Genomic DNA, 23397 nt, shown 5'->3' on the forward strand with positions numbered 1-23397 from the left:
ATGCAAGCCCGCGCTGTCCTGGCGTCCGTCCTCGCCATGGCGCTGGTCTTGTCCGGCTGCGCCCAGCCGGACGGCACCATCGCACCCGCCGGCGCACCACAGCCGGTGGAATCGACCACGCCGCCCACCCCCACCCCCACACCCACGCCGTCGCCGCGTCCCACCCGCACCAAGCCGCCGAAGCCCCAGCTGCGTCCGCTGCCGGCCAAGCTCCCCGCCGGGCTGCGGCGCAACACCGGTGTACGCCCGGTGGCCCTGACGTTCGACGACGGGCCGAGCCCAGCCTGGACGCCGAAGGTGCTCGACCAGCTGCGGGCCGCCCGGGTCACGGCCACCTTCTGTGTGGTCGGTCGCGAGGCGCAACGTCACCCGGAGCTGATCCGGCGGATCGTCCGGGAGGGGCATCAGCTCTGCAACCACAGCTGGCGGCACGACCTGGACCTGGCCCGGCGACCGGTCGCCGAGATCCGGGCCGACCTGGTCCGCACCAACAAGGCCATCCAGGCGGCGGCACCCGGCACCCCGGTGACCTTCTACCGGCAGCCGGGCGGCCGGTGGACGCCGGAGGTGCTGGGCGTGGCGAAGGACCTCGGCATGCGCCCGCTGCACTGGGCCGTCGACCCGCAGGACTGGGACAAGCCGACCGCGGCCACGATCGCCAAGCGGGTCCGCAACGCGGCACGGCCCGGCTCCATCGTGCTGCTGCACGACGGGGGCGGCGACCGGGCGGCGACGCTGGCCGCCTGCCCGCAGTTGATCGCCGACCTGAAGCACCGCTTCGGCGTCGCCCGACTCAGCTGAACCCCTCTGAACTGTGAAAACGTGCCGCCTCAGGCCCTTGCCGATACCGATTTTGTCGAAGGACCGGGCATCACGTATGCTTTCCAAGCCTCCGGCGGGGCCGGATGGGAGCAAGTCCGCTTGAAGTTGCGAGTGTGCAATGATGGCGGGGCCGCCCTCATCGTCTAGCGGCCCAGGACGCCGCCCTTTCAAGGCGGTAGCACGGGTTCGAATCCCGTTGGGGGCACGACCGGCGCAAGCCGGGGCAACACGAGTTTGGTTCTGTGGAGCAGTTTGGAGTGCTCGCCGTCCTGTCAAGGCGGAGGTCGTGGGTTCAAGTCCCGCCGGAACCGCGGTACCGAGGCTGCGTGACGCGCAGTTTTTGCATTAGTTTGGTTCTGTGGAGCAGTTTGGAGTGCTCGCCGTCCTGTCAAGGCGGAGGTCGTGGGTTCAAGTCCCGCCGGAACCGCGCACCAAGGCTGCGTGACACGCAGTTTGCATTAGCTAGGTCCTGTGGAGCAGTTGGAGTGCTCGCCGCCCTGTCAAGGCGGAGGTCGCGGGTTCAAGTCCCGTCAGGACCGCAGCGCTAACGCCGCGCCCCGCGCGGCGTTCTGCGTATCGGAGCGTGTGATCCTGTGAGCGGTTCATCCTGCTGATGGGTAGCATGAGCCGAGCGACACGGCCAGGTAGCTCAGTTGGTACGAGCGTCCGACTGAAAATCGGAAGGTCGGCGGTTCGACCCCGCCCCTGGCCACATAGCCTTTCGCCGGGCTACAGGAACGCCGATCAGCGGAAACGCTGGTCGGCGTTCTGCTTTGTCCCTCCCGCACCTTTGTCCCTCCCCGCACCGCAAGATCCACTCTGTTTCGGCGATAACGGGGCATCCGGGCACCGGGATACCGCGACACCACCGAAACCGAGTCGATCAGGGTGCCGGTGTCCGGGGGTCAGTGATCCCGGCGGCCCTGCTGGCGGTGCTGCGCCACGCCGCCCTGGATCGCCTCCCACACGCTGCGTCCGGCCTGCCACAGGGTCTCCCCCGCCTGCTCGGCGAGCTGCGCCGCCGCCTGCGCCCCACCGGGCACCCCGCTGCCCTGACCACCGCCGCCCTGACCACCGCCACCGCTGCCGGACCGACCCGTACCGGGCGCCGGTGTCCCGCCGGGCCGGTCGCGGGGTTCCCCGGTCGGCTGCCCCGCCGAACCCTCGCCACCACCACCCGCTCCGCCCGGCCGCCGGTCGGCACCCGGGCCCTCGGGTCGCCGTCCCTCGGGGCGCTGCTCCTCCGGCCCACGCCCCTCCGCGCCACCAGCCCCCGGCCGCGACCCCTCCGTGCCACCGGACCCCGGACCACGACCCTCCGTGCCACCGGACCCTGGTCGCGCCTGTTCGGCTGGGCCGGGGCCGCCGGCGCGTGGGCCGGGGCCACCGGCGGCCGGCGGCCCCGGTCGCCCGGGCGCCGGGCGGTCGGCGGGCGGACCCACCTGGTGGCCCAGTTCGTCGAGTACGGGGCGGGGGTGCCGCGCCGACGCGACGACCTCGGCGGTGCCGGCCAGCTGTTGCGCGCTGCGGTTCACGTCGTCGATGGCCGTGCCGGCCGACCGGGCGAGCGCTTCGATGATCTGCGGGTTGTTGTCGATCGTGTCGAGCGCCCGGCCGAGGACCGCGACCAACTGTTCCAACCGCACCCGCAGTTGCGCCTCGGCGTGCACCCCGCTGATGTCCAGCTCGACGCCGCTCAGATGCACCCGTACGCCGGCGTCGAGTTGGAGGAGGTTGGCCAACCGGGCCCGCAGGGACAGGTCGGCGTCCAGGCCGTCCACCGCCAGCCGGATGGAGTCGACCGAGACCCTTGGAATGTCGAGCAGGACGTCCGGGTCCGCCTCGCCGGCGTCCCGGTCCGGCTTCCGCTGCTGCGCGTTCTCGCTCATGCTCTCCCGCCCCGCCGGACACCCACCCGGTCGTCCGGGTCGTCCGGCGCGGTTACCCGCTTTCCGGCGGGCCATCCCGTCCGTAACGGTCCGGCGACCCACTGTCCGGAACCGGGCAGCTGGAAAGCTGCACACCGGGGCATCAGCCGGTATGGTCCGGGCCTATGGGACAGGGGATGACTGATCCGGCCGACATCCGGCAGGATACGGAGCGGTTCTCCTTACGGTGCAGCCTCCTCGTCCCGGACACCGCCGAGCACGCGTTCGCCGTCTTCACCGACGAGCTGACCGACTGGTGGGTCACCGAGTACACCTGGTCCGGCCCGGAGGCGCTCGCCGAGTTGGGCATGGAGCCTCGGGCCGGCGGCATGCTCTACGAGGTCGGCCCGTACGGCTTCCGCGTCGACTGGGGCCGGGTGCTCACCTGGGATCCGCCTCGCCGGCTGGTCTTCGCCTGGCAGATCGGCCCGGACCGGGTGCCGATGCCGGATCCGGCCAGGGCGAGCGAGGTCGAGGTGCTGTTTCTTCCCGAGGGGTCCGAGCACACCAGGGTCGAGTTGGAACACCGGCACTTCGACCGGCACGGTGAGGCCGCCGAGGGGTACCGCAAGGCGCTCACCGCTGGCTGGCACGAGCTGCTCAGCCGCTACCTCGCCACGGTGTCGCGCCGCCATCCCGGCACCGCCGCCTGACCGTTCCGTCCGGAGGTCAGCGGCCGAGCTGCCGGCCGGCAGCGGAGCCGCCGCCGAGGTTGTGACCACCCAGGTCGGCGCGGCTCCCGGCCTCCGCCCCGGAGCCGAACCCGGTGCCGGCCAGCCTCCGCGGCGGTGCCGTGCGCAGGCGCGGGTACTGCTCGGCGAGGCGCCGTTGCACCCGATCCGAGCGGTCGGCGAGCACCAGCGCCACCGACGGGGTGCCCGATTCGTTGACCGCGGCCGTCTCCGCCGCCCAGAGCCGGCCGCCGATGACCTCCGCGAAGCCGGCCAGCCAGGAGCGGCGGAAGGCGGCGGGATGGTCGTCGGCGGGCACCGGGGTGGCGGCCAGGCCGTGCGCCGCCTGCACGAGCAGCGAGGTGAAGAGCAGGTCGACGCGTTCCAGGTCGCTGGCGAAACCGAACAGGTGCAGCGTGAACCCGTTGCCCTGCCGGCGGCGTATGCAGCGGCAGCGCAGCGGCTCGGCGACCGCGGCGAGCAGCCCGACCTTGTCCCGGGCGTACGGGGCGACGACGTCCAGCACCCGGTCGCCGACCGGGTCGGTGGCCGGGTCGCGGGCGGCGAGCAGCGCCCGGTCCACCCCGTAGCGCGCGATCAGCTCGGCGGCCTTGGCGGTGAACGCGGCCGACTCGGCGGGTGTGCAGGCTGGATCCTCCGCCTGGGCGAGCAGCTTGCGCACCTTGCTGAGCATGGCTTCGGACATGCTTCAGAGCTATCACATGGGCCGGACGGGAAGGGTCCACGGCGCCATCAATCGGTCAATCTGATCATCACGATCAGCTCGTCCGTCCAGTACGGACGGTCATCTGACCGTTTCCGGCGGCACGCATGTCATCCCCGGGCGCGGCGTCCGCCCCCAACGGACGCCGCGCCCGACGGCACGTCACCCCGCGCGGCTGCGCAGGGTCGCGATCGTCGAGCCGGCGAGCATGAGCAGACAGTCGGGCAGCAGCCCGTCGGCGACGGCCGCGCCGAACAGCGCCTCCCCGGTCGGTACGTCCCGGTTGGCGTACGCGCTGACGAAGCGGGCCACCCAGCGGGTGTCGTACTCCGCCTGGTCTATCCCCGGGAAGTCCAGCGCCGCCCCGGTGGTCGGCGGTGGGTCACCGACCATCGTCGCGGCCAGGCACCAGGCGACCCCGTACGCGCCGCTCAGGCCGGCGCGGTCGACGACCGCGTCGAACGCCCCCACCACCGCGTCCTGATCCCCGTTGAGCGCCGAACGGAGCACGGCGGCCGCGTCGTCGAACGTCTGCTGTGGTAGGTCGGTCACGCAGCGCACAGTAGGAGGGCCGGTCAAGGCCACCGTCAATCGTCACTCTCCGTGCTCAACGCGAGCGACCTGCACATTAGGCCACCTGCACGGTCCCGCAATCGGCCTCGGCACGCTAATGTGCGCAGCGGACCTTCGCCGGAGGAAGGACGACCATGCTTATATCACGCCGCTCGCGGATGGCCTCGCTGGCCGCCTGCGCGACGATCCTGCTCACCACGAGCGCTTGCGGGGATGACAAGGCCGAGGAGGGAAGCGCCCATCAGGTGCGCCTCTACGGCACCGACGGCAACATGCTCAACTCCTATCCAGCGGAGTTGAAGGAACGTGCCAACCTCGTCGACGGGATGAAGGGAACCACGCCCCTCACCCCTCTGCCGGAGGACTTCAAGAGCCGGCTACGGTCCATCAATCCGGCACTGACGGACTACCTGTACACCGCCGAGACGTACGACGCGGTGGTGATCGGGGTGCTCGCCGCCCAGTTGGCCGGGAGCACCGACCCGGCGGCCATCGCCAAGCAGATCGTCGGCGTGACCAACAACGGTCAGCGCTGCGAGGACCCGGCGAGTTGCCTGGCGTTGGCCCGCAACGGGCAGGACATCGAGTACCGCAGCGTGTCGATGACCCGGGCGGGTTTCACCGAGAAGGGTGAGCCGGCCACCGCCAGCTACGCCATGCTGACCTTCGACGGGCAGCAGATCAACGATGGCAAGACCGAGTTCGTCGGGGCCGGCAACGAGTCGGCGGCGAGCACCAAGTCGCCGCCGAAGCCGAAGAAGTCGCGTCCGGGCAGTGACCCGGACCAGAAGCCGTTGATCCTGGGTGGTCTGCTGCCGAAGACCGGTGACCTGGCGATCGCGTACCCGCCGATGGCCGCCGCCGCCGCGCTGGCGATCAAGGAGATCAACGCCGCGGGCGGCGCGCTCGGCAAGCCGGTGACCTGGCTGGACGGCGACGACGGCACCAGCCCGGCGGTGGCCAAGACGACCGTTGCCAAGCACGTGACGGACGGGGTCAGTCTGATCATCGGCGCGGGCGCCTCGGGTATCTCCCGGGCGGTGCTGCCGGACGTGGTGCAGGCCGGGAAGATCCTGTTCTCGCCGTCCAACACCGATGCCGGCCTCACCGACGTCGAGGACAAGGGCCTCTACTTCCGCACCGCCCCTCCGGACAGCCTCCAGGGCCGGGCGCTGGCCGACGTGATCCTCCGCGACGGATCGCAGAAGATCGTCATCGTCGCCCGCAAGGACTCCTACGGCGAGGGCCTGCAGGCCACTGTCCGCGACGAGCTGGAGAAGGCCGGCATCGCCGACGACCGGCTCAAGCTCATGACGTACGAGCCGCCGGCCGACGCGAAGGCCGCACCGGTCGACTTCAGCGGCGGCGCGAAGGAGATCAAGGAGTTCGGCGCGGACGCCGTGCTGGTCATCGGCTTCGGTGAGTCCGCACAGGTGATCCGGGCGCTCGCCGACAGCGGGGTGCCGATCCGGCACTGAGCGCGTCCACACGGACCACGGACGGCCGCACCGGCAGCTTGCCGGTGCGGCCGTTTTCGGTGCGGGTCACCGGTTGCGGCGACGCTCCAGGAACTCGGTCATCCGGCGGTGCTTCTCGTCGTCCTCGAAGAGCACCGCCTGGCTGACCAGGTCGAGGTGCGGGTGCGCGGCGGCCGGTGCGTCCACCGCCAGTTTGGTCAGCCGCAGCGCCAGCGGCGAGCCCAGGGCCATCTCGTCCAGCAGCCCGTGCGCCACCTCCAGCAGCTCACCAGGCTCGTCCACCACCCGGTTCACCAGACCGATCCGCAGCGCCTCGTCGGCGTCCACCCGCCGGCCGGTGAAGAGCAGTTCCTTGGCCCGGCCCTCGCCGACGAGGGCGGGCAGCCGGTGGGTCGCGCCGGCGCCGGCCAGGATCCCCAACCGCACCTCCGGCTGACCGAAGACCGCCCGCGCCGTGCACACCCGCAGATCGCAGGCGTACGCCAGTTCCGCGCCACCGCCCAACGCCGGGCCGTCCACCGCGGCCACGGTCGGCATCGGCAGTGCCCGGATCCGGGCGAACGCGGCCGAGTTGATCGCGGCGAGGGCGTCGGTGCGGCCCCGCTCCCGGAGCTGGCCGATGTCCGCGCCGCCGGCGAAGATGCCCGCCGCCCCACCGGTGAGCAGCAGCAGCCGGGGGCGGGCTTCCAACTCGGCGCAGACCTGGTGCAGTTCGGCGATCAGGTCGGCGTCGATCGCGTTGCGCTTCTCCGGCCGGTCCAGGGTGACCACGAGCCGGTCCGACCGCTCCTCGATCCGCAGACCGCTCATTGTTTCGCCCCGCCTTCCCAGCGGTAGAAGCCGTGCCCGGACTTCTTGCCCAGGCGCCCGGCGGCCACCATCTCCTCCAGCAGGGGCGGCGGCGCGAAGCGGTCCCCGTACGCGGCCTGGAGGGTGCGGGCGATGTCCAGCCGCACATCCAGGCCGACCAGGTCGGTGAGTTCCAGCGGGCCGATCGGGTGCCGGTAACCCAGCACCATGGCCTTGTCGATGTCGGCCGGGCTGGCCACCTCGTCGGCGACCATCCGGATCGCCTCCAGACCGAGGGTGACGCCGAGCCGGGAGGTGGCGAAGCCGGGCAGGTCGCGTACCACGACGGGGTCCTTGCCCAGCCGGCCGGCGAGCGCGACGGCCGCCGCGGTGGTCTCCTCGGCGGTGGCCGGGCCGACCACGATCTCCAGCAGGGCCATCGCCCAGACCGGGTTGAAGAAGTGCAGGCCGAGGAAGCGCTCGGGCGCGTCCAGCCCGGCGGCCAGGTCGCCGATGGCGATGCTGGACGTGTTGCTGCCCAGCAGCGCCGGGTCCAGCGCGGCGGCCTCGCGCAGCACGGCGCGCTTCAGGTCGAGCCGTTCCGGCACCGCCTCGACGATCACCTCCGGTGTGGGGGCGACGTCGGCGAGGGTGGGGCGCAGCGTCACGCGCTGCCGGTTCGCGGCGGCCTCGTCGGCGCTCAGCTTCCCGCGCTGCACGGCCCGCTCCCACAGGTCGGCGAGCCGGGTCAGTGCGGTCGCACCCCGGCCGGGGTCCACCTCGACCAGTTCCACGGCGTGACCCGCACCGGCCGCCACGTACGCGATGCCCAGCCCCATCGTGCCGGCACCGACGACCACGAAACGATCGCTCATCACGCCTCCCTGTCCCGCCCGGCGGCGCGCGGGGTCTCCGCCGCGCCGGCCCGGATGCTCCGCCCGGTCCGCTCGCTCATGGTGCGACCCTATGCAGCACGGAACCCGGTCCATGCGTGGGGGAGCGCGGGATCGGGTACTGACGGCCCGTCAACCGAGGGAAGGACCGCATCGACATGAGCCAGGCACCGGAGAGCGTCACCGAGCAGGGCAGCACCGACTCCGAGACCGTGGAGACCCGAGGCGACGAGCGGGTGGAGTTGCTGCGCGCCGACACCAACAACGACGGCAAGACCGATGTGTGGGTGGTGGACACCGACGGCGACGGCAAGGCCGACCTGTTCCAGTTCGACACCGACGGCGACGGCAAGGTGGACATCACCATGGTCGACATCGACGAGGACGGCCAACCGGACGAGGTGGTCGACGGCGACGGTGGCCTTCCGCCGGAGCAGCTCCCACCGACCGTCCAGGTCTGAGACGTACGACGGCCCCTGCTTCCGCCCGGCGGACGCGGGGGCCGTCGCTCAGTCGGCGAGGCGCAGGGTGGCCAGGTAGTAGGGGGCGTCGCGGTCGTCCACATCGGTCAACTGCCAGCCGCTGCCGTGCACCAGGCCGGCGAACTCGTCGGCCGAGCAGACCAGGTAGTCGAACCACTCGGTGCCCAGCTCGCGATAGCGCAGCCGCAGCCGTAGCTGGCCGCCGAGCCGGCCACGCCGTCGGTTGCGCTCGTGGTAGCCGGTGTGCAGCGGGTCGCGGGTGCCGTACGGGTCGGTGCCGTGCGCGATGATCTGTGCCCCCGGCCGGGCCAGGGCGGCGAGCGCGGCCAGGAACCGTGGGGCGCGCTCCCGGCCCTCGAAGAGCCCGAGATTGTTGCCGAGCAGCAGGAACGTGTCGTACCGCCGGCCGTCGGCGACGTGGGTGTCCACCGTCCCGTGCACCAGCCGCCGTACGCCGCGACGACGGCTCACCGCGAGCGCGCCGGCCGAGGTGTCCAGCCCGGTGACCGGTACGCCGCGCTCCTGGAGCAGCAGGGCGATCCGCCCGGCGCCGGTGCCGACGTCCAACGTCTCGCCGCGGACCCGGTCCACGGCCCGGTGGTCGTACGGCTGCCAGTCCGCCGGCCCGTCCAGGTAGTGCGCCGCGGGCGCACCGTTGATCAACCCGTCGTCGCGTTCGATGATCTCGATGACCGGTCGGGGCAGTCGGCCGCCGACCAGGGGTCGGGGGCCGACCCCGGTGGCCACGGCGAGCGTGTCCCGCAGCAGTTCACCGACCACGTCACCGATTTGAGGCTCACCCGTCACGGCGTTCACGCTAACCGCCCACCGGAGGACCGCAGCGGTCGTATCCTGGCGGCGTGACCACGCTGGACCGGCTGTCGGCCGAGAAGTACATCCTGCTCACGACCTTCCGCAAGGACGGTCGGGCGGTGCCGACGCCGGTCTGGGCGGTACGCGACGGCGAGGCGTTGGCGGTCTGGACCCGGGCCGACTCGGGCAAGGTCAAGCGGATCCGGCACAACGGCGACGTGACGGTGGCGCCGTGCGACGTGCGGGGCCGGCCGCACGGGGCGGAGGTGCCGGCCCACGCGACGATCTCCGGTGCCGGCGAGACGGGCCGCATCCGCGATCTGCTCAAACACAAGTACCGGGTGATCGGTCGGTTGAGCCTGCTCGGCAGCCGGCTGCGTCGCGGCGAGGGCGGCACGGTCGGCATCCGGGTCACGTTGACCGAGGGGAAGGGCTGACGGCGGGCACGGAAAGGGGCGGCGGATCGAGATCCACCGCCCCTGACCAGAAAGCCCCTGCCGGGTCAGTCGCCCTGCCGCTGCTGCGGGATCTGGCCCTGCAACAGCGCCCTGACCTCCGACTCGCGGTACCGACGGTGGCCACCCAGGGTGCGGATGGCGCTGAGCTTGCCGGCCTTCGCCCACCGGGTCACCGTCTTCGGGTCGACACGGAACATCGACGCCACCTCGGCCGGCGTGAGTAGCGGCTCTGGTTCGTGCGTTCGCGATGCCATCGGTCACTCCTCCACATGTATAGACATCGGCCGGGGTCCCGCCGGCCGACGCGTCTCCCATGGTCCGGCTAGTCCCCGATGTCCGACATGGGCCGAACGGATGAAGGTCCCTAGACGGACGGATGAACCATGCCCGATTTTTACGACTTTTACACGGCAGAAACCACCTTATTCGGACTCATGATCACGGTTCGTGATGCGTTAACTACGAGCAAGCCTCGCCTTGGGAGCGCTCCTGAGGCGATTTGCGTTAGTTGCACCGCTCCAGCAGCTGCACCGCACGCCACCGAGCCACCAACGTGTCGTACGCGGCGGACGCCTCCTCGGCCTCCCCGCGCGACAGCCCGGCCAGGCCGCTGGCCACCAGTTCCGGCGAGTCGTCCGCGGTGAGGGTCTCGTCGGAGAGCAGGTCGACCAGGCCGCCGTAGTCAAGCTCCACCACCGACCGCGGGTGGAACTCCTCCAGCCAGCGGGCCGCCTCCTCCACCGCGTCGGTGATCGGAGCCTCGCCCACCGACTTGCGCAGCACCGACAGCGCCCGCGACGAGCGCCGCCGAGCCTTGGAGATCTCGGTGCGGTAACGCAACGCCCGCCGGCCCGGCTCGGTCACCAGGTCCCGCTCCGCCGCGTCGAAGAGCACGAACCACCGCAGCGGTACGCCCCAGGTCGCGATCTGCTCGTGCACCCGCGGCACCCCGTGCTCCAGCACCCGGGCACCACTGCGCCAGTCGTCCACCACCGCCCTGGCCTGCCCGGCGAGCACCGGCGGCACGAACGCGTCGGCGAGCACCGAGGGCACCCCGTCCCGGGCGCTGAGCGCCGCCTCAGCGACCCGGATCCGCAGGTTCCACGGGCACACCAGCAGGCTGTCGTCCGTCTCCAGGACGTACGCCTCCTCCGGCAGGTCGGGCAGCCGGGTCCAGCCCGCGCCCAGCGCCTCGATCACCGCCGTCCGCTGACGGCCGGGACCCTCCACGGGGGCCACCGCTCGCCCCTCGGAGACGTAGCGGCGCCAGTAACTCTGGCGGTCCCGATCGAAGGCGGTCAGCGGTTCGTACACGCGCAGGTAAGAAGCGAAGAGCGACGGCACGGCGCGATCCTCCCACGAACCGCACACGGGCGCGGTCAGCGGCCGGACCACGCGCGCCGCACCATCGGACGGCGGCGGCGCGTCGAGCACCCGCGGGGCCGCCGATACTAGGCTCGATCGCACCGGCAGCATCCCCGCCGGGGTTCACCAGGTCCGCGTCCCACAAGGACGCACACCACTCCAGGAGCCAGTCATGGGCGTTTTCGCGAGCACCGACGACCCGATATCGACCGGTCACGAACAGGTCGTGTTCTGCCAGGACAAGCAGAGCGGCCTGAAGGCGATCATCGGGATCTACTCCACCGCGCTGGGGCCCGCGCTGGGCGGCACCCGCTTCTACCCGTACGCCAGCGAGGACGACGCGCTCGCCGACGTGCTCGACCTGTCCCGCGGGATGGCGTACAAGAACGCGCTCGCCGGGCTGGACCTGGGCGGTGGCAAGGCGGTGATCTGGGGCGACCCGGAGCAGATCAAGAGCGAGGCGCTGCTGCGCGCGTACGGCCGCTTCGTCGAGTCGCTGGGCGGCCGGTACTACACGGCCTGCGACGTCGGCACGTACGTGGCGGACATGGACGTGGTGGCCCGCGAGACCCGCTACGTGACCGGCCGCAGCGTCGAGCACGGCGGTGCCGGTGACTCGTCGATTCTGACCGCCTGGGGCGTCTTCCAGGGGATGCGGGCCGCCGCCGAGCACGTCTGGGGCACCCCGAGCCTGCGCGGCCGGCGGGTCGGCGTGGCCGGCCTGGGCAAGGTCGGCAAGTACCTGACCGGGCACCTGCTGGAGGACGGCGCCGAGGTGGTCGCCACCGACGTCAACCCGAAGGCGCTGGCGTGGGTGCGCACCAACCACCCGCAGGTCACCCTGGTCGACGACGCCACCGCGCTGGTCGCCGCGGACATCGACATGTACGCCCCGTGCGCGCTGGGCGGCGCGCTGAACGACGACACCGTGCCGGCCCTGCGGGCCAAGGTGGTGACCGGCGCGGCGAACAACCAGCTCGCCCACCCGGGCATCGAGAAGCTGCTGGCCGACCGGGGCATCCTGTACACCCCGGACTACGTGGTCAACGCCGGCGGCGTGATCCAGGTGGCGGACGAGATCGGGGGCTTCAACTTCGAACGGGCCAAGCTGCGGGCGACCCGGATCTTCGACACCACCCGGGAGATCCTGCACCTGGCCGACGCCGAGGGCGTACCTCCGGCGGTGGCCGCGGACCGGCTGGCGGAGCGGCGGATGGCCGACGTCGGCCGGCTGCGCTCCATTCACCTGCGCTGAGCCTTTCCCGGAGGCGGATCGACCGGGATCCGTCTCCGGGGCACCTTCACCGGGCCCATCTGGGTAAGCTGAGGCCGGGTCAAGTTTGGCGTGGTTTGTCCCGTGTCACGGGTGCTCTCCGTTCCGCTCCTTACCGGGTACACTGGGTGACGGTCGGATCGACGCGACGCGCAGAGCCGGCCGACGGTAACCCGAGGTGCCGAACGGTGGCATCCCCATGTACCGTAAGAGCCACGAGAGATGCCTGACGTCATCGGGGCCCGCCTTCGGGCTGCCCCGCATTCTGTGCGAGGGGGTCGAGCCATGGGGCGCGGCCGTGCTAAGGCCAAGCAGACGAAGGTGGCCCGGGAGTTGAAGTACCACTCCCCGAACACCGACCTCACCGCCTTGCAGCGCGAACTGGCGGGTGCTGGTAAGTCTGAGCACCACTTCGACGACGACTCAAAAGAGTTCGTCGACGACGATGATGAGAATCACGCGGACGACGACCCGGATCCCTGGGTCCGTCCGACCCGCTGACCTCTCGACGCAGCTGAGCACGCGGTGACCCCCGCGTGCTCACGCATGTGCCCGTCGGGAGCGGCACCGGTGCCGACGATCAGGGGCCTGCCCTGGCCGGGAACTCATCCGGCCGGCCGACAGGCCCCTGACCGCGGTCGCCCTCAGCGCGGTCGGTTGTTCCAGTTGTAGAAGGTCGGGATGTTCTCGAAGTGGTTCCAGGCGCAGACCGCGCTGGCGCCGTCGGAGCCCGACACCTCCGCCCGGAGCCGACGCGCGTCCTCGGCCTCCTGAAGGAGCGCGACGAGCCCTGGGGCCGCCTCCCGCACCCGTTCGGTGACTCCGTCCGTAGCCCCGTCCGCCTCGCGCTCAGGCCGCCGGTGACTGGTGGTCTCGGGCATGCTCCAACACTCCCTCCAATAGGCGGATCTTGCTGTTGCGGCAGTGCTCGGTCTCCGTACCGTCAAAACGCCCCAGCTCGAAGTAACGGTTGGCGGCATGGCCGCCGCCGCAGAAGCCGAAATAGGGGCAGGACGCCCGGCACGCCTCCACGCCGGCCAGGAACTCGCCCACCCACGGCGTGCCCGCCGCGCCGGCGAGGATCTCGCCCAGCGGGGTGATGAGCACATTGCCGCTGCTGAAATCGCCGTAGCGGGGGTCCGTGAAGCCGGCCAGCTCCGGAGAGAGCACCGTCACCGAACCGTCGTGCCCGATCGTCGGGATCGGATCCAGGCGGCGGGGCAGCACCCCGTCCGCCGAGCCGTCGAGCACCGCTGCCACGTACCGCAGCGACCACTCCACCTCGCGCAGGTGGATCCGGGGCTCCCGGCGCCACGCCGCCACCAGCTCCGCCCAGAACCCGGTCACCGCCGCCGGATCGTGGCGGTTGTCGCGGGTGTTGACGCCCTCGGTCTCCTCGATGTTGATGCCCAGGACGTCGCAGCCCAGCTCGAGGAAATAGTCGTACAGCTCGGTGGCGAGCCCCGGCTCCGGACGGGACACCACGGCCAACGCGGAGAAGGGCAGCCCGTGCCGGCGCAACGCGGCCACACCGCGCAGGATCCGGTCGTACGCCGGCTGGCCGCCCCGGTTGACCCGGTCGCCGTTACGCTCCCGCGGCCCGTCCACGCTCACGCTCACCCGCACCTCGTGCCGGGTGAAGAAGTCACACCACTCGTCGTCGATCAGCGTCGCGTTGGTCTGCACATGATGCTCGACCCGCGGCCCGAACGGCGCGATCAGGGCCGCCAGATGCTCCTGGCCGGCCGCCAACGGCTCCCCGCCGTGCCACACCACCGAGAACCGACCCGCGGTCGCCCACGGCTCGACCGCCGACGCCACCGCGTCGGCGACCGCCACCGGCATCCGCCGGTCGGCGGCACGGAACGGCAGGTAGCAGTACGCGCAGTCCAGGTTGCAGAGGGTGGTCGGCTGCATGACGACGTACGACGGAACCGCGGCGAGGCCGCGCATCCCGCTGAACGACTGTCCCCGAGCAGCCATCGCCCTCCTCCGCCTAGCCTGAGGGTGCCCTTCAGGCTAGGCGGCGTTGGCCACTCGGGTGAAGCCCTGATCAGGTGCCCGTACGATCACCAGAGCGTGATCATCCGCGGGTGTGCTGACCAACCATCTGCACGTTGCCGGTGCCCTCGATGATCTCGCCGGCCTGCCACGCCTCGACCCCGCGGCCGGTCAGCGTGGCCAGCGCACGGTCGGCGTCCTCGGCCGAGACGATCGCGAACATGCCGACGCCCATGTTGAACGTCGACTCCATGTCGTGGTCGTCGATCCGGCCCTTCGACTGGATCAGGTCGAAGACCGGCTGCGGCTTCCAGGTGGACCGGTTGACCACGGCGTCGACGTGCTCCGGCAGCACCCGGACCAGGTTGCCCGGGATACCACCGCCGGTGATGTGGGACAGCGCCCGCACGTCGGCCTCGGCGATCAGCTTGAGGCAGTCCTTGGCGTAGATCTTGGTGGGGGTGAGCAGCTCCTCACCGAGGGTCCGCTGCCGACCGAAGTCGTCGATCACGATGTCCAGTCGCATCCGCGCGGCGCCGAGCAGCACGTGCCGGACCAGCGAGTACCCGTTCGAGTGCAGACCGGACGAGCGCATGGCGATCACCGCGTCGCCCACCTCGACCCGGTCGGGGCTGAGGATGTCGGCCTCCTCGACCACGCCGACACCCGTCGCGGAGATGTCGTACTCGTCGGGGCGCAGGACACCGGGGTGCTCGGCGGTCTCCCCGCCCAGCAGCGCGCAGCCCGCGTACCGGCAGCCGTCGGCGATGCCCGCGCCGATCTCGGCGACCTTGTCCGGAACGACCTCGCCGGTGGCGATGTAGTCGAGCAGGAACAGCGGCTCGGCGCCGCAGGCCACCAGGTCGTCGACGACCATCGCGACCAGGTCGATGCCGACCGTGTCGTGGATGTCCATCTGCTGGGCGATCACCAGCTTGGTGCCCACCCCGTCGGTGGAGGACGCCAGGATCGGGTTCTTGTACTTCGTCGTGTCCAACCGGAACAGGCCGGCGAAGCCACCGAGGTCACCGAGCACCTCGGGCCGGCGGGTCTGGCGCACCTTCGACTTGAGCAGCTCCACCGCGCGGTCGCCCGCGTCGATGGAGACACCCGCGTCGGCGTACGAGACCGAGCGTTTGCGCGCCTGGCGGCCGGCGCCGCCCGTCCAGGGCTGGCGGTCGCCGCCGGCGCCGGTCGGGCTGCTTCCTGCGCCGCTGCGCTCGGACACGTGCGTCACGGTTCTCCCCTTTGTGGTTCTCGGTGCCGCGCCGGCGGTGGCCGGGCCGCGCCGGTTGGTGCTACGGGCGGTTGGCGGTCACGCCACCCGGAGTGGCGACGAGCGAGCCGTTGGTGTGCGGAGCCTCCGGCGCCGAGTTGGCGACCCGTCGACCCACCCCTTCAAGCACGTGCTTGCCGATCAGGTTGCCGGCCGGCAGCTCGATCGGGTACTCCCCATCGAAACACGCCCGGCACAGCCGGGTCTTCGGCTGCTCGGTCGCGGCGATCAGGCCAGGAAGTGAGACGTAACCCAGCGTGTCGGCGCCGATCGAGCGCCGGATGCCGTCGTTGTCCAACCCGTTGGCCAGCAGCTCCGCCCGGGTGGCGAAGTCGATGCCGTAGAAACAGGGCCAACTGACCGGCGGCGAGGAGATCCGGACGTGCACCTCCAGCGCACCCGCCTCGCGCAGCATCCGCACGATGGCCCGCTGGGTGTTGCCGCGGACGATCGAGTCGTCCACCACCACCAGCCGCTTGCCGCGGACGTTCTCCCGCAGCGGGTTGAGCTTGAGCCGGATGCCGAGCTGACGCAGGGTCTGCGACGGCTGGATGAAGGTGCGCCCCACGTACGGGTTCTTCATGAGGCCGGCGCCGTAGGTGATGCCGGACGCCTCCGCGTAGCCGATGGCGGCCGGGGTGCCCGACTCGGGCACCGGGATCACCAGGTCGGCCTCGACCGGGTGCTCCTTGGCCAGTTGCCGGCCGATCTGCACCCGCGCGGCGTGCACGTTGCGCCCGGCGATCGTGGCGTCCGGACGGGCGATGTACACGTACTCGAAGAGGCAGCCCTTCGGCTCCGGCGCGGCGAACCGGGTGGAACGCAGCCCGTCCTCGTCGATCGCGATCAACTCGCCCGGCTCGACCTCGCGCACCACGCTCGCCCCGACGATGTCCAGCGCGGCGGTCTCGCTGGCCACCACCCAGCCGCGTTCGAGCCGGCCGAGCACCAGCGGGCGTACGCCGTGCGGGTCACGCGCCGCGTAGAGCGTCGACTCGTCCATGAAGACGAAGCTGAACGCGCCCCGCAGCTGCGGCAGCACCTCCAGTGCGGCCGCCTCGACCGAGACGTCCGGTCGACCGGCCAGCAACATCGTCACCAGCGAGGTGTCGTTGGTCGAGCCGTCCGCGACGAGGCCGCGCTCGGCCACCTCTTTCTCCAGCTCGGCGGTGTTGACCAGGTTGCCGTTGTGTGCCAGCGCGATGGTCGTGCCGGAGCTGGTCGACCGGATGGTCGGCTGGGCGTTCTCCCAGTTCGAGGCGCCGGTCGTGGAGTAGCGGGCGTGCCCGATCGCCAGGTGGCCGCGCAGGCTGGCCAGGGTGGGCTCGTCGAAGACCTGGGCCACCAGGCCGAGATCCTTGTAGACCACCACGCCGGAGCCGTCGCTCACCGCGATGCCCGCCGCCTCCTGGCCACGGTGCTGGAGGGCGTAGAGGCCGAAGTAGGTCAGATTGGCGACCTCTTCGCCGGGGGCCCAGACGCCGAAGACGCCGCAGGCGTCCTGTGGGCCGGGTCGTTGGGGGTCAAGGTCGTGGCTCAGCCGGCCGTCGCCTCGGGGCACCTACCGCTCCCTCACGCTGGTCTGGACCGGCCTTGCGGGGATCACGGGGCGGATCCACACTCCTCGGCCGGGACCACTGTCGTCGCCTGACAGTGTACGCGAACAGCTGTCGATACAGATAGTCACGATTTCCCTGCTGAGAGTCACCGGCACTTGGACATCGGAGCAGCTAGAGGGGCAGAAACGCCGAGAGGTCCGCCCGGACGCCACTCACCTGGACGCGACCGTCGGTAACCGCCTCGGCCCAGCCGATCCGGCCGAGGGCCAGCGCGAGCCAGATGTCCGGCGCCATCTCGACCACGTTTGGTGGGTTTCCCCTGGTGTGTCGAGGACCGGGGACGCACTGGATCGCCCCGTATGGTGGGACGCGCACCTCCACCGATCGGCCGGGGGCGCGCTCCGCGAGGACGGCCAACAACGTCCGGACCGCCTCCCGGAACACCGACCGTTCGGGCGTACGACCCTCGTCGAGCGCCGACAACGCCGCCGCAACGGCGGCCGACTTACTGTACGGAGAGGACACGACGGGACGATACGACCCGCAGGTGGCGCACTCGACGCTGGCCCTGGGTCGCGCCGATCCAGTCAGACAAGGCATAGTTGCCGACGGCGTATTCGTACCGTGATGATCCCCGGCCCGGCGCCCCGCCGGTCAGAGGGAAGTCAGCCCGGAAGGCGGTGGACGTGTCAACACACCGACGTGCCTGGAACCAGCGGGCCGGTGTGGTCGTAGCGCTGGTAGCTGGCGCTCTGCTCGCCGTCCCCGCCACACCAGCATCGGCCGCTCCTAAGGTCACAAACGTCTCAGCCTCCCCAGGCACCGTCCAAGCGGGCGGCGAGACGACAGTGAGCTACACACTCAGCTTTGACGACCCGGCAGTTCCCACCGATGTGACTGTGAGCTCCGACAACCCCAAGCTCCAGTGCATCGAGGGCTGCTCGCAGGGGAACGTGACCGAGGCCCGGACCTACACGGCCAAGTTCAAGGCGGCGGACGATGCTTCGAACGGGTCCGCCCGCATCACCGTGAGGGCCAGTGCTGCGCTCGGGAACCCGCAGGGCTCGACCACGGTCAACCTCACGGCCAAGGCCGCGCCCCCGCCGCAGAACCAGACCGTGAAGTCGGTCTCCGGCAAGGTGGTCACGCAGGCTGACGGCAAGGCCGTGCCGAACGCGTTTGTGATCCTCCAGGACACCGCCGGTCACCGCTACGACTCCATGAGCGACGGTAGCGGCAACTTCCGGTTCAGCGGCTCCACGCAGAACCCGATCACGCCCGGACGGATCGACCTGGGTGCCTCGTTCGACAGCATCCAGGCCTTCAAGTCCTTGAACGCCAACGCAGGGCAGTCCATCACCGGCCAGAAAATCACCCTCGCGATCAAGGCCGAGACGACGCCCAGCGCCACCCCGTCCGCCACCGCCGAGGCCCTTCCCACCGACGAGGCGACCGAGGAGGGCACCGAGGAGGAGCCGTCCACGCAGGCCAGCGCGGGTGGCGCGGCGAACGCCTCGAACGAGGACGACGGTGGCGGCTTCGGCTCGTACCTGATCATCCTGCTCGGCGGCCTGCTGGTGGCCGCGGGTGTCGGCACGATCGTGCTGCTCTGGATGAAGCGCAGGGAGAGCGGCGACGACGAGGACGCCCCGGAGGGTGCCGGCGCGGCCGGCGCGGTGCCGGCGGCCCGTGGTGCGTTCCGTGGCGCCGAGGACCAGACCCGGGTGGTCAACCGGGCCGGCGGTGGACCGGACCCGACCATGGTGGGCGGTGCGGCGCTGAGCGAGGCGCCGACGATGATGCACCGCCCCGTGGTCGACGACGTCCCGCCGGACCCGTACGGCGCGCCTGCGCAGCCGTACGGCGCGGCAGGCTCGCAGGGCTGGGGCGGTACGGGCTACGGCGACGAGCCGGCGCCCGGCGGCTACGGCGCGGGTGGCTACGGCAACGCTCCCGCCTCGGGCGGCGGCTACGGCACGGCGGCGGCCCCCGAGGGCGGCTACGGCGCCGGGGCGGCCGGTGACGGCTACGGCGCCGCACCCGGCTCGGGCGCGGGCTACGGCGGCGCACCCTCCTCGGGCGGCGGCTACGGCAGCCGCGACTACACGGCCCCGGCCGGCGCGGCCGGTTACCCGCCGGCTCCCGCTGGCGGTGGGGCGTACGGCGAGCGCTTCGACGAGCCGACCGGCCGGTACACCGGCGACAGCACGCAGTACCCGGCTCCGGCCGACCCGTACGCCACCGGCGTCTACCAGCCGGAGCAGGGCCAGGGCTACGGCCAGCCGGACCCGACGGCCCCGTACAGCGGTCGGCCGGCCGAACCGACCGGCGGCTACGGCCAGCAGGCGGGCGGCGGGTACGACCAGGGTGGCTACGGCCAGCAGGCCGGTGGCGGCTACGACCAGGGCGGCTACGGCCAGGAGCCCCCGCAGCAGCGCGGCGGCTACGACGGCCGGGGCTACGACCAGGGCGGCTACGGCCAGCAGGCGGGCGGCGGCTACGACCAGGGCGGCTACGGCCAGGAGCCCCCGCAGCAGCGCGGCGGCTACGACGACCAGGGCTACGACCAGGGCGGCTACGGCCAGCAGGCCGGTCGGGCCCGGCCGGACGGCCCGCCGCCGACCGAGCGCAGCGGCCGACGCCTCGACTGGCTGGACGACTGACCCACACAGCGCACGGAAACGGCCACCCGGATCACCGGGTGGCCGTTTCGTTGCTCGATCCACTCGCGTTCCATGAAAGCGGGGTGTCCGGCGGACCGGGACCGGCCGCTTTCACCGAACGCGCAGGCGCGGGCCGGGGGCGGCGGGCGGGCGACCCGACGCCGGCGACCGTGCTCAGGCGGCGGAGAAGACGCCCTGCCGCAGCACCGGCACGACGGTCGACACACCCACGCGGACGGCGACCTCCACGTCCTCGGCGAAGCCACCCTCGGCCAACTCCCGGCCGGAGATGCTGCCGCGAACCGCGGCGGGCACGTCGGGGGTGCTGGCCAACGCGGCGAGCGCCATGGCCGCCTCCACGGAGAGCCCACCGGGTACGCCGGACAGGGCGTCCAGCACGCTGGCCGCGCCGAGCTGGTCCTCTACCGACGGGCGCAGCGACCCGTCCGGCCACCGCTCCCCCGAGGCGATCACGCCGATCGGGGCGTCCGTCGTGCCGTACCCCTGGCGGCGCAGCCAACGCCCGACGGCGCGGGCGTTGCGCAGGCACGCCGCGACCACCGGCAGCCCGGTGGCGCTGGCGGCGGCGCTGATCGCGGAGCCGTTCGGCGACGGCAGCACCAGGTCCGCCACCACCGGCGCGGTGCTCAGGGCGGCGGGCGAGAGCGACCACGGGTGGTCGGCCGTCGTCCGCCGCCGGCCCACCGCGGCCACCGCGCCGACCCGCACCGCGTAGTCGGCGGCCTGCTCACCCCAGGGGAACGGATGCACCCGCATGCCCCGGGCCACCGCCACCTCGACGGCGGTGGTGAACGACAGCACGTCCACCACCACCAGCGCCGCGCAGACCCGGCCGAGCTCGGCCGCCCCGGTCAGGCCCCAGTCGAACCGGGCACCCGATCCGGGTTGGCCGTAGACGGCAGCGGCCAACGCCTCAGCGCTCGTCAGGCGACGGCTCGGTGACACCGGTGTCAGACTCGGGCTGCTCCGGGCCGATCGGCTCGACAGCGCCGGTCTCCGGGGAGGGCCCCGACGACGCGATCGGCTCGGAGACCACCTCGGCCGGGTCGAGCGGCTCGGCCTGCGCCACCGGCAGCGGCACGGCCTCGACCGCACCCGCCACACCGGCGGCCGGTGCGGGCACCTCGACGGCCGCCGAACCCCCGAAGAGGCGCGGCAACGTCTCGGTGTGCGCGGCACGCAGCTCGTCCAGGCCGATCCGGAACTGGCCGTGCACCTCCAGCGCACCGCCGGTCGGATCGGTGACGCCGATCAGCTCGAACGGCACGCCCCGCTCGGCGCAGAGCGCCGCGAACGCCTTGTCGTGGCCGCGCGGCACCGACACCAGCGCCCGCGTGGCGGACTCGCTGAACAGGTACACGAAGGGCATCGAGCCGCCGGCGAACTGCTCCGGCACCGCGATCCGGGCGCCGACGCCGCGACGCAGGCAGGACTCGACGAGGCTCTGGGCGAGGCCACCGTCGGAGAGGTCGTGCGCCGAGCTGAGGTGCCCGACCCGGGCGGCCTCGGCCAGCAGATCGGCCAGCGCCTTCTCCCGGAGGAGGTCGACCTGCGGCGGGATGCCGCCGAGGTGCTCGTGCGTCACCCAGGCCCACTCCGAACCGGACAGCTCCACGTTCGTCTCGCCGAGCAGGTAGAGCTGGTCGTGGTCGCCACCGGCGCGCGGCACGAAGCCCATCGGCACCCGGTCGGCGACGTTGTCCAGCACACCCAGCACGCCGACCACAGGGGTCGGGTGGATGGCCGCCGCGCCGGTCTGGTTGTAGAAGCTGACGTTGCCGCCGGTCACCGGGATGCCCAGCTCCAGGCAGCCGTCCGCCAGGCCGCGGACGGCCTCGGCGAACTGCCACATGACGCCCGGGTCCTCCGGGGAGCCGAAGTTGAGGCAGTTGGTCACGGCGATCGGCTTCGCGCCGGTCACCGCCACGTTCCGGTACGCCTCGGCCAGGGCAAGCTTGGTGCCGTTGTACGGGTCCAGTCGGGCGTACCGGCCGTTGCCGTCCACGGACAGCGCCACGCCGAGCCCGGTCCGCTCGTCGATCCGGATCACACCGCCGTCCTCCGGCTGGGCGAGCACGGTGTTGCCCAGCACGTAGCGGTCGTACTGCTCGGTGACCCAGGTCTTGTCGGCGAGGTTCGGCGACGCGATCATGCGCAGCACGGTCTCCCGCAGCGCCTCCGGGTCGGCCGGGCGGGGCAGCGTCTCGGCCCGGTCGGCCTGGAGCAGGATCAGGTCGGCCGGCTCCCGCATCGGTCGGGCGTAGACCGGGCCGTCGTCCACCAGCGAACCCGGCGGCACGTCGACGACCAGGTGGTCCTGCCAGGTGATCAGCAGTCGACCCGGGCGGCCGTCCGGCTCGGGAGCGGTGACCTCGCCGATCGCGGTGGCCAGCACGCCCCACTTCTCGCAGGTCTTGAGCACCGCGTCGAGCTTGTCCGGCTCGACGACCAGCAGCATCCGTTCCTGGGACTCGCTGGCCAGGATCTCGTGCGGGTCCATCGAGGGCTCCCGCAGCGGCACCCGCTCCAGCCAGACCCGCATGCCGGTGCCGGCTGCGGCGGCGGTCTCGGTGAGCGCGCAGGTGAGGCCGGCTCCGCCGAGGTCCTGGATGCCGACGACCAGCTGGCCGTCGTACAGCTCGAGGCACGCCTCGATCAGCAGCTTCTCGGTGAACGGGTCGCCGACCTGCACGGCGGGGCGGCGTGCCTCGCTGCCCTCGTCGAAGGTCGCGCTGGCCAGCACCGACACGCCGCCGATGCCGTCCCGGCCGGTCTTGGCACCCATCAGCACCACGACGTTGCCGGGGCCGGCGGCAGCCTTGTTCTGCAGCCGGTCGACGGGCAGGACACCGAGGCAGAGCGCGTTGAGCAGCGGGTTGCCCTGGTAGGAGGGGTCGAAGACCAGCTCACCACCGATGTTGGGCAGGCCGAGGCAGTTGCCGTAGCCACCGACGCCGGCGACGACGCCGGTGAGCACCCGGGCGGTGTCCGGGTGGTCCGCGGCACCGAAGCGCAGCGGGTCCATGACCGCGACCGGGCGGGCGCCCATGGCGAGGATGTCCCGGACGATGCCGCCGACGCCGGTCGCCGCGCCCTGGTACGGCTCGACGAAGCTCGGGTGGTTGTGCGACTCGACCTTGAAGGTCACCGCCAGCTCGTCGGACACCTGCACCACGCCGGCGTTCTCGCCGATGCCGGCGAGCAGCCGGTCGCTCTGCGGGGCCTTCTCGCCGAACTGGCGCAGGTGCACCTTGCTCGACTTGTAGGAGCAGTGCTCGCTCCACATGATCGAGTACATCGCGAGCTCGGACTGGGTGGGCCGGCGGTCGAGGATCTGCCGGATCCGGTCGTACTCGTCGTCGCGGAGCCCCAGCTCGGTGTACGGCTGCAGCTCGCCCGGGGTGCCGTTCGCGCGCGGCACGGTGTCCACGCCGTCGGTCCAGTCGGCGGTCGCCGGAGCGACGGAAGCGGCCGCCGGGGCGGCCGGCTGCGCCGGGAGCGGCTCGGCCGGCTGCGCCGGGGCGGAGTACGCCTCCGGTGTGTCGCGTACCGGGTCCGGATGGGTGGTCATGACCTCTCCTCGCTGCGCTCGTGCCCGCCAGGCCGGC

The 23397-nt window shown here is 72.0% G+C and carries 23 protein-coding genes and 5 tRNA genes; 13 read left to right on the plus strand and 15 right to left on the minus strand.

Annotated elements, in window-relative coordinates; all coding sequences use genetic code 11:
• The 6 genes from O7620_RS23960 to O7620_RS23985 all read left to right on the plus strand — a co-directional run bounded on the left by O7620_RS23960 (position 1) and on the right by O7620_RS23985 (position 1534).
• The gene (locus O7620_RS23960; protein ID WP_278125299.1) at positions 1–801 is read left to right on the plus strand and encodes a polysaccharide deacetylase family protein; all 801 of its coding nucleotides are present in this window, start codon (positions 1–3) and stop codon (positions 799–801) included.
• 153 nt (positions 802–954) lie between these two features.
• Positions 955–1027 (plus strand) — tRNA-Glu (locus O7620_RS23965).
• A gap of 31 nt (positions 1028–1058) precedes the next feature.
• Positions 1059–1133, plus strand: a tRNA-Asp gene (locus tag O7620_RS23970).
• 41 nt (positions 1134–1174) lie between these two features.
• Positions 1175–1249 (plus strand) — tRNA-Asp (locus O7620_RS23975).
• A gap of 38 nt (positions 1250–1287) precedes the next feature.
• Positions 1288–1361 (plus strand) — tRNA-Asp (locus O7620_RS23980).
• Between the two features lie 99 nt (positions 1362–1460).
• Positions 1461–1534, plus strand: a tRNA-Phe gene (locus tag O7620_RS23985).
• A gap of 193 nt (positions 1535–1727) precedes the next feature.
• Here O7620_RS23985 and O7620_RS23990 read toward each other — a convergent pair.
• Entirely contained in the window at positions 1728–2711 is a 984-nt protein-coding gene (locus O7620_RS23990) for a hypothetical protein (protein ID WP_278125300.1), read from the minus strand.
• A 164-nt stretch (positions 2712–2875) separates the two neighbouring features.
• Between O7620_RS23990 and O7620_RS23995 the strand changes: the two genes are divergently transcribed.
• Positions 2876–3403 carry an SRPBCC family protein gene (locus O7620_RS23995; RefSeq protein WP_278125301.1) on the plus strand — a complete coding sequence of 176 codons (528 nt, stop codon included), beginning with the start codon at positions 2876–2878 and terminating at the stop codon, positions 3401–3403.
• Between the two features lie 16 nt (positions 3404–3419).
• Here the strand turns inward: O7620_RS23995 and O7620_RS24000 are convergent, their stop codons facing one another.
• Positions 3420–4127, minus strand: coding sequence for a DUF2786 domain-containing protein (locus O7620_RS24000; RefSeq protein ID WP_151490624.1), 708 nt, complete (start codon positions 4125–4127; stop codon positions 3420–3422).
• Positions 4128–4307: 180 nt separating this feature from the next.
• A complete protein-coding gene (locus O7620_RS24005; protein ID WP_151490625.1) occupies positions 4308–4697 on the minus strand; it encodes a hypothetical protein in 390 nt (129 codons plus the stop codon).
• 155 nt (positions 4698–4852) lie between these two features.
• On the opposite strand from O7620_RS24005, the gene O7620_RS24010 reads away from it, so the two are divergent.
• On the plus strand, positions 4853–6196 hold the full coding sequence (locus O7620_RS24010) for an ABC transporter substrate-binding protein (RefSeq protein ID WP_278125302.1): 1344 nt from the start codon (positions 4853–4855) through the stop codon (positions 6194–6196).
• 66 nt (positions 6197–6262) lie between these two features.
• Here O7620_RS24010 and O7620_RS24015 read toward each other — a convergent pair whose 3' ends face one another.
• Positions 6263–7006: an enoyl-CoA hydratase/isomerase family protein gene (locus O7620_RS24015; protein ID WP_151490627.1), complete on the minus strand. Its 744-nt coding sequence runs from the start codon at positions 7004–7006 to the stop codon at positions 6263–6265.
• Positions 7003–7860 (minus strand): 3-hydroxyacyl-CoA dehydrogenase family protein, encoded by an 858-nt coding sequence (locus tag O7620_RS24020; protein WP_278125303.1) that lies wholly within the window; start codon positions 7858–7860, stop codon positions 7003–7005. Before O7620_RS24020 ends, O7620_RS24015 begins: the two co-directional genes overlap by 4 nt.
• A gap of 176 nt (positions 7861–8036) precedes the next feature.
• Between O7620_RS24020 and O7620_RS24025 the strand changes: the two genes are divergently transcribed.
• A complete protein-coding gene (locus O7620_RS24025; protein WP_151490629.1) occupies positions 8037–8339 on the plus strand; it encodes a hypothetical protein in 303 nt (100 codons plus the stop codon).
• A 48-nt stretch (positions 8340–8387) separates the two neighbouring features.
• On the opposite strand, the gene O7620_RS24030 is transcribed toward O7620_RS24025, so the two are convergent.
• Positions 8388–9167: a class I SAM-dependent methyltransferase gene (locus O7620_RS24030; RefSeq protein WP_151490630.1), complete on the minus strand. Its 780-nt coding sequence runs from the start codon at positions 9165–9167 to the stop codon at positions 8388–8390.
• Between the two features lie 53 nt (positions 9168–9220).
• On the opposite strand from O7620_RS24030, the gene O7620_RS24035 reads away from it, so the two are divergent.
• Positions 9221–9610: a PPOX class F420-dependent oxidoreductase gene (locus O7620_RS24035; protein ID WP_151490631.1), complete on the plus strand. Its 390-nt coding sequence runs from the start codon at positions 9221–9223 to the stop codon at positions 9608–9610.
• A 65-nt stretch (positions 9611–9675) separates the two neighbouring features.
• Here O7620_RS24035 and O7620_RS24040 read toward each other — a convergent pair whose 3' ends face one another.
• Positions 9676–9885, minus strand: coding sequence for a BldC family transcriptional regulator (locus tag O7620_RS24040; protein WP_007073996.1), 210 nt, complete (start codon positions 9883–9885; stop codon positions 9676–9678).
• 250 nt (positions 9886–10135) lie between these two features.
• The gene (locus tag O7620_RS24045) at positions 10136–10975 is read right to left on the minus strand and encodes a hypothetical protein (protein ID WP_151490632.1); all 840 of its coding nucleotides are present in this window, start codon (positions 10973–10975) and stop codon (positions 10136–10138) included.
• Between the two features lie 193 nt (positions 10976–11168).
• Between O7620_RS24045 and O7620_RS24050 the strand changes: the two genes are divergently transcribed.
• Entirely contained in the window at positions 11169–12251 is a 1083-nt protein-coding gene (locus O7620_RS24050) for a Glu/Leu/Phe/Val dehydrogenase dimerization domain-containing protein (protein WP_278125304.1), read from the plus strand.
• A 303-nt stretch (positions 12252–12554) separates the two neighbouring features.
• Positions 12555–12770: a DUF3073 domain-containing protein gene (locus O7620_RS24055; RefSeq protein WP_007454329.1), complete on the plus strand. Its 216-nt coding sequence runs from the start codon at positions 12555–12557 to the stop codon at positions 12768–12770.
• Between the two features lie 143 nt (positions 12771–12913).
• On the opposite strand, the gene amcA is transcribed toward O7620_RS24055, so the two are convergent.
• The 5 genes from amcA to O7620_RS24080 all read right to left on the minus strand — a co-directional run bounded on the left by amcA (position 12914) and on the right by O7620_RS24080 (position 17630).
• Positions 12914–13150 (minus strand): multiple cyclophane-containing RiPP AmcA, encoded by a 237-nt coding sequence (gene amcA / locus O7620_RS24060; protein WP_278125305.1) that lies wholly within the window; start codon positions 13148–13150, stop codon positions 12914–12916.
• Positions 13119–14222, minus strand: coding sequence for a cyclophane-forming radical SAM peptide maturase AmcB (gene amcB, locus O7620_RS24065; RefSeq protein ID WP_305069490.1), 1104 nt, complete (start codon positions 14220–14222; stop codon positions 13119–13121). Before amcB ends, amcA begins: the two co-directional genes overlap by 32 nt.
• A 130-nt stretch (positions 14223–14352) precedes the next feature.
• Complete coding sequence (gene purM / locus O7620_RS24070) at positions 14353–15507, minus strand: phosphoribosylformylglycinamidine cyclo-ligase (RefSeq protein ID WP_139586136.1); 1155 nt, start codon at positions 15505–15507, stop codon at positions 14353–14355.
• Positions 15508–15568: 61 nt separating this feature from the next.
• A complete protein-coding gene (gene purF / locus O7620_RS24075) occupies positions 15569–17107 on the minus strand; it encodes an amidophosphoribosyltransferase (protein ID WP_151490636.1) in 1539 nt (512 codons plus the stop codon).
• 169 nt (positions 17108–17276) lie between these two features.
• Positions 17277–17630, minus strand: coding sequence for a sterol carrier family protein (locus O7620_RS24080; protein ID WP_225854573.1), 354 nt, complete (start codon positions 17628–17630; stop codon positions 17277–17279).
• 155 nt (positions 17631–17785) lie between these two features.
• Between O7620_RS24080 and O7620_RS24085 the strand changes: the two genes are divergently transcribed.
• Positions 17786–19768 carry a hypothetical protein gene (locus O7620_RS24085; protein ID WP_278125306.1) on the plus strand — a complete coding sequence of 661 codons (1983 nt, stop codon included), beginning with the start codon at positions 17786–17788 and terminating at the stop codon, positions 19766–19768.
• Positions 19769–19942: 174 nt separating this feature from the next.
• On the opposite strand, the gene O7620_RS24090 is transcribed toward O7620_RS24085, so the two are convergent.
• Positions 19943–20698 carry a 2-phosphosulfolactate phosphatase gene (locus O7620_RS24090; RefSeq protein WP_278127129.1) on the minus strand — a complete coding sequence of 252 codons (756 nt, stop codon included), beginning with the start codon at positions 20696–20698 and terminating at the stop codon, positions 19943–19945.
• A gap of 4 nt (positions 20699–20702) precedes the next feature.
• Positions 20703–23360 carry a phosphoribosylformylglycinamidine synthase subunit PurL gene (purL, locus tag O7620_RS24095; protein WP_278125307.1) on the minus strand — a complete coding sequence of 886 codons (2658 nt, stop codon included), beginning with the start codon at positions 23358–23360 and terminating at the stop codon, positions 20703–20705.
• Positions 23361–23397 lie beyond the last annotated feature (37 nt).

Origin of the sequence: Micromonospora sp. WMMD710, from assembly GCF_029626045.1 — a bacterium.
Classification (GTDB): domain Bacteria; phylum Actinomycetota; class Actinomycetes; order Mycobacteriales; family Micromonosporaceae; genus Micromonospora.

Excerpts from the sequence above, each read along its gene's own strand:
- O7620_RS23960 (WP_278125299.1), top strand. The coding sequence starts at position 1 with ATGCAAGCCCGCGCTGTCCTGGCGTCCGTCCTCGCCATGGCGCTGGTC.
- O7620_RS23990 (WP_278125300.1), bottom strand. The coding sequence starts at position 2,711 with ATGAGCGAGAACGCGCAGCAGCGGAAGCCGGACCGGGACGCCGGCGAG.
- O7620_RS23995 (WP_278125301.1), top strand. The coding sequence starts at position 2,876 with ATGGGACAGGGGATGACTGATCCGGCCGACATCCGGCAGGATACGGAG.
- O7620_RS24000 (WP_151490624.1), bottom strand. The coding sequence starts at position 4,127 with ATGTCCGAAGCCATGCTCAGCAAGGTGCGCAAGCTGCTCGCCCAGGCG.
- O7620_RS24010 (WP_278125302.1), top strand. The coding sequence starts at position 4,853 with ATGCTTATATCACGCCGCTCGCGGATGGCCTCGCTGGCCGCCTGCGCG.
- O7620_RS24015 (WP_151490627.1), bottom strand. The coding sequence starts at position 7,006 with ATGAGCGGTCTGCGGATCGAGGAGCGGTCGGACCGGCTCGTGGTCACC.
- O7620_RS24020 (WP_278125303.1), bottom strand. The coding sequence starts at position 7,860 with ATGAGCGATCGTTTCGTGGTCGTCGGTGCCGGCACGATGGGGCTGGGC.
- O7620_RS24025 (WP_151490629.1), top strand. The coding sequence starts at position 8,037 with ATGAGCCAGGCACCGGAGAGCGTCACCGAGCAGGGCAGCACCGACTCC.
- O7620_RS24040 (WP_007073996.1), bottom strand. The coding sequence starts at position 9,885 with ATGGCATCGCGAACGCACGAACCAGAGCCGCTACTCACGCCGGCCGAG.
- O7620_RS24050 (WP_278125304.1), top strand. The coding sequence starts at position 11,169 with ATGGGCGTTTTCGCGAGCACCGACGACCCGATATCGACCGGTCACGAA.
- O7620_RS24055 (WP_007454329.1), top strand. The coding sequence starts at position 12,555 with ATGGGGCGCGGCCGTGCTAAGGCCAAGCAGACGAAGGTGGCCCGGGAG.
- amcA (WP_278125305.1), bottom strand. The coding sequence starts at position 13,150 with ATGCCCGAGACCACCAGTCACCGGCGGCCTGAGCGCGAGGCGGACGGG.
- amcB (WP_305069490.1), bottom strand. The coding sequence starts at position 14,222 with ATGCGCGGCCTCGCCGCGGTTCCGTCGTACGTCGTCATGCAGCCGACC.
- purL (WP_278125307.1), bottom strand. The coding sequence starts at position 23,360 with ATGACCACCCATCCGGACCCGGTACGCGACACACCGGAGGCGTACTCC.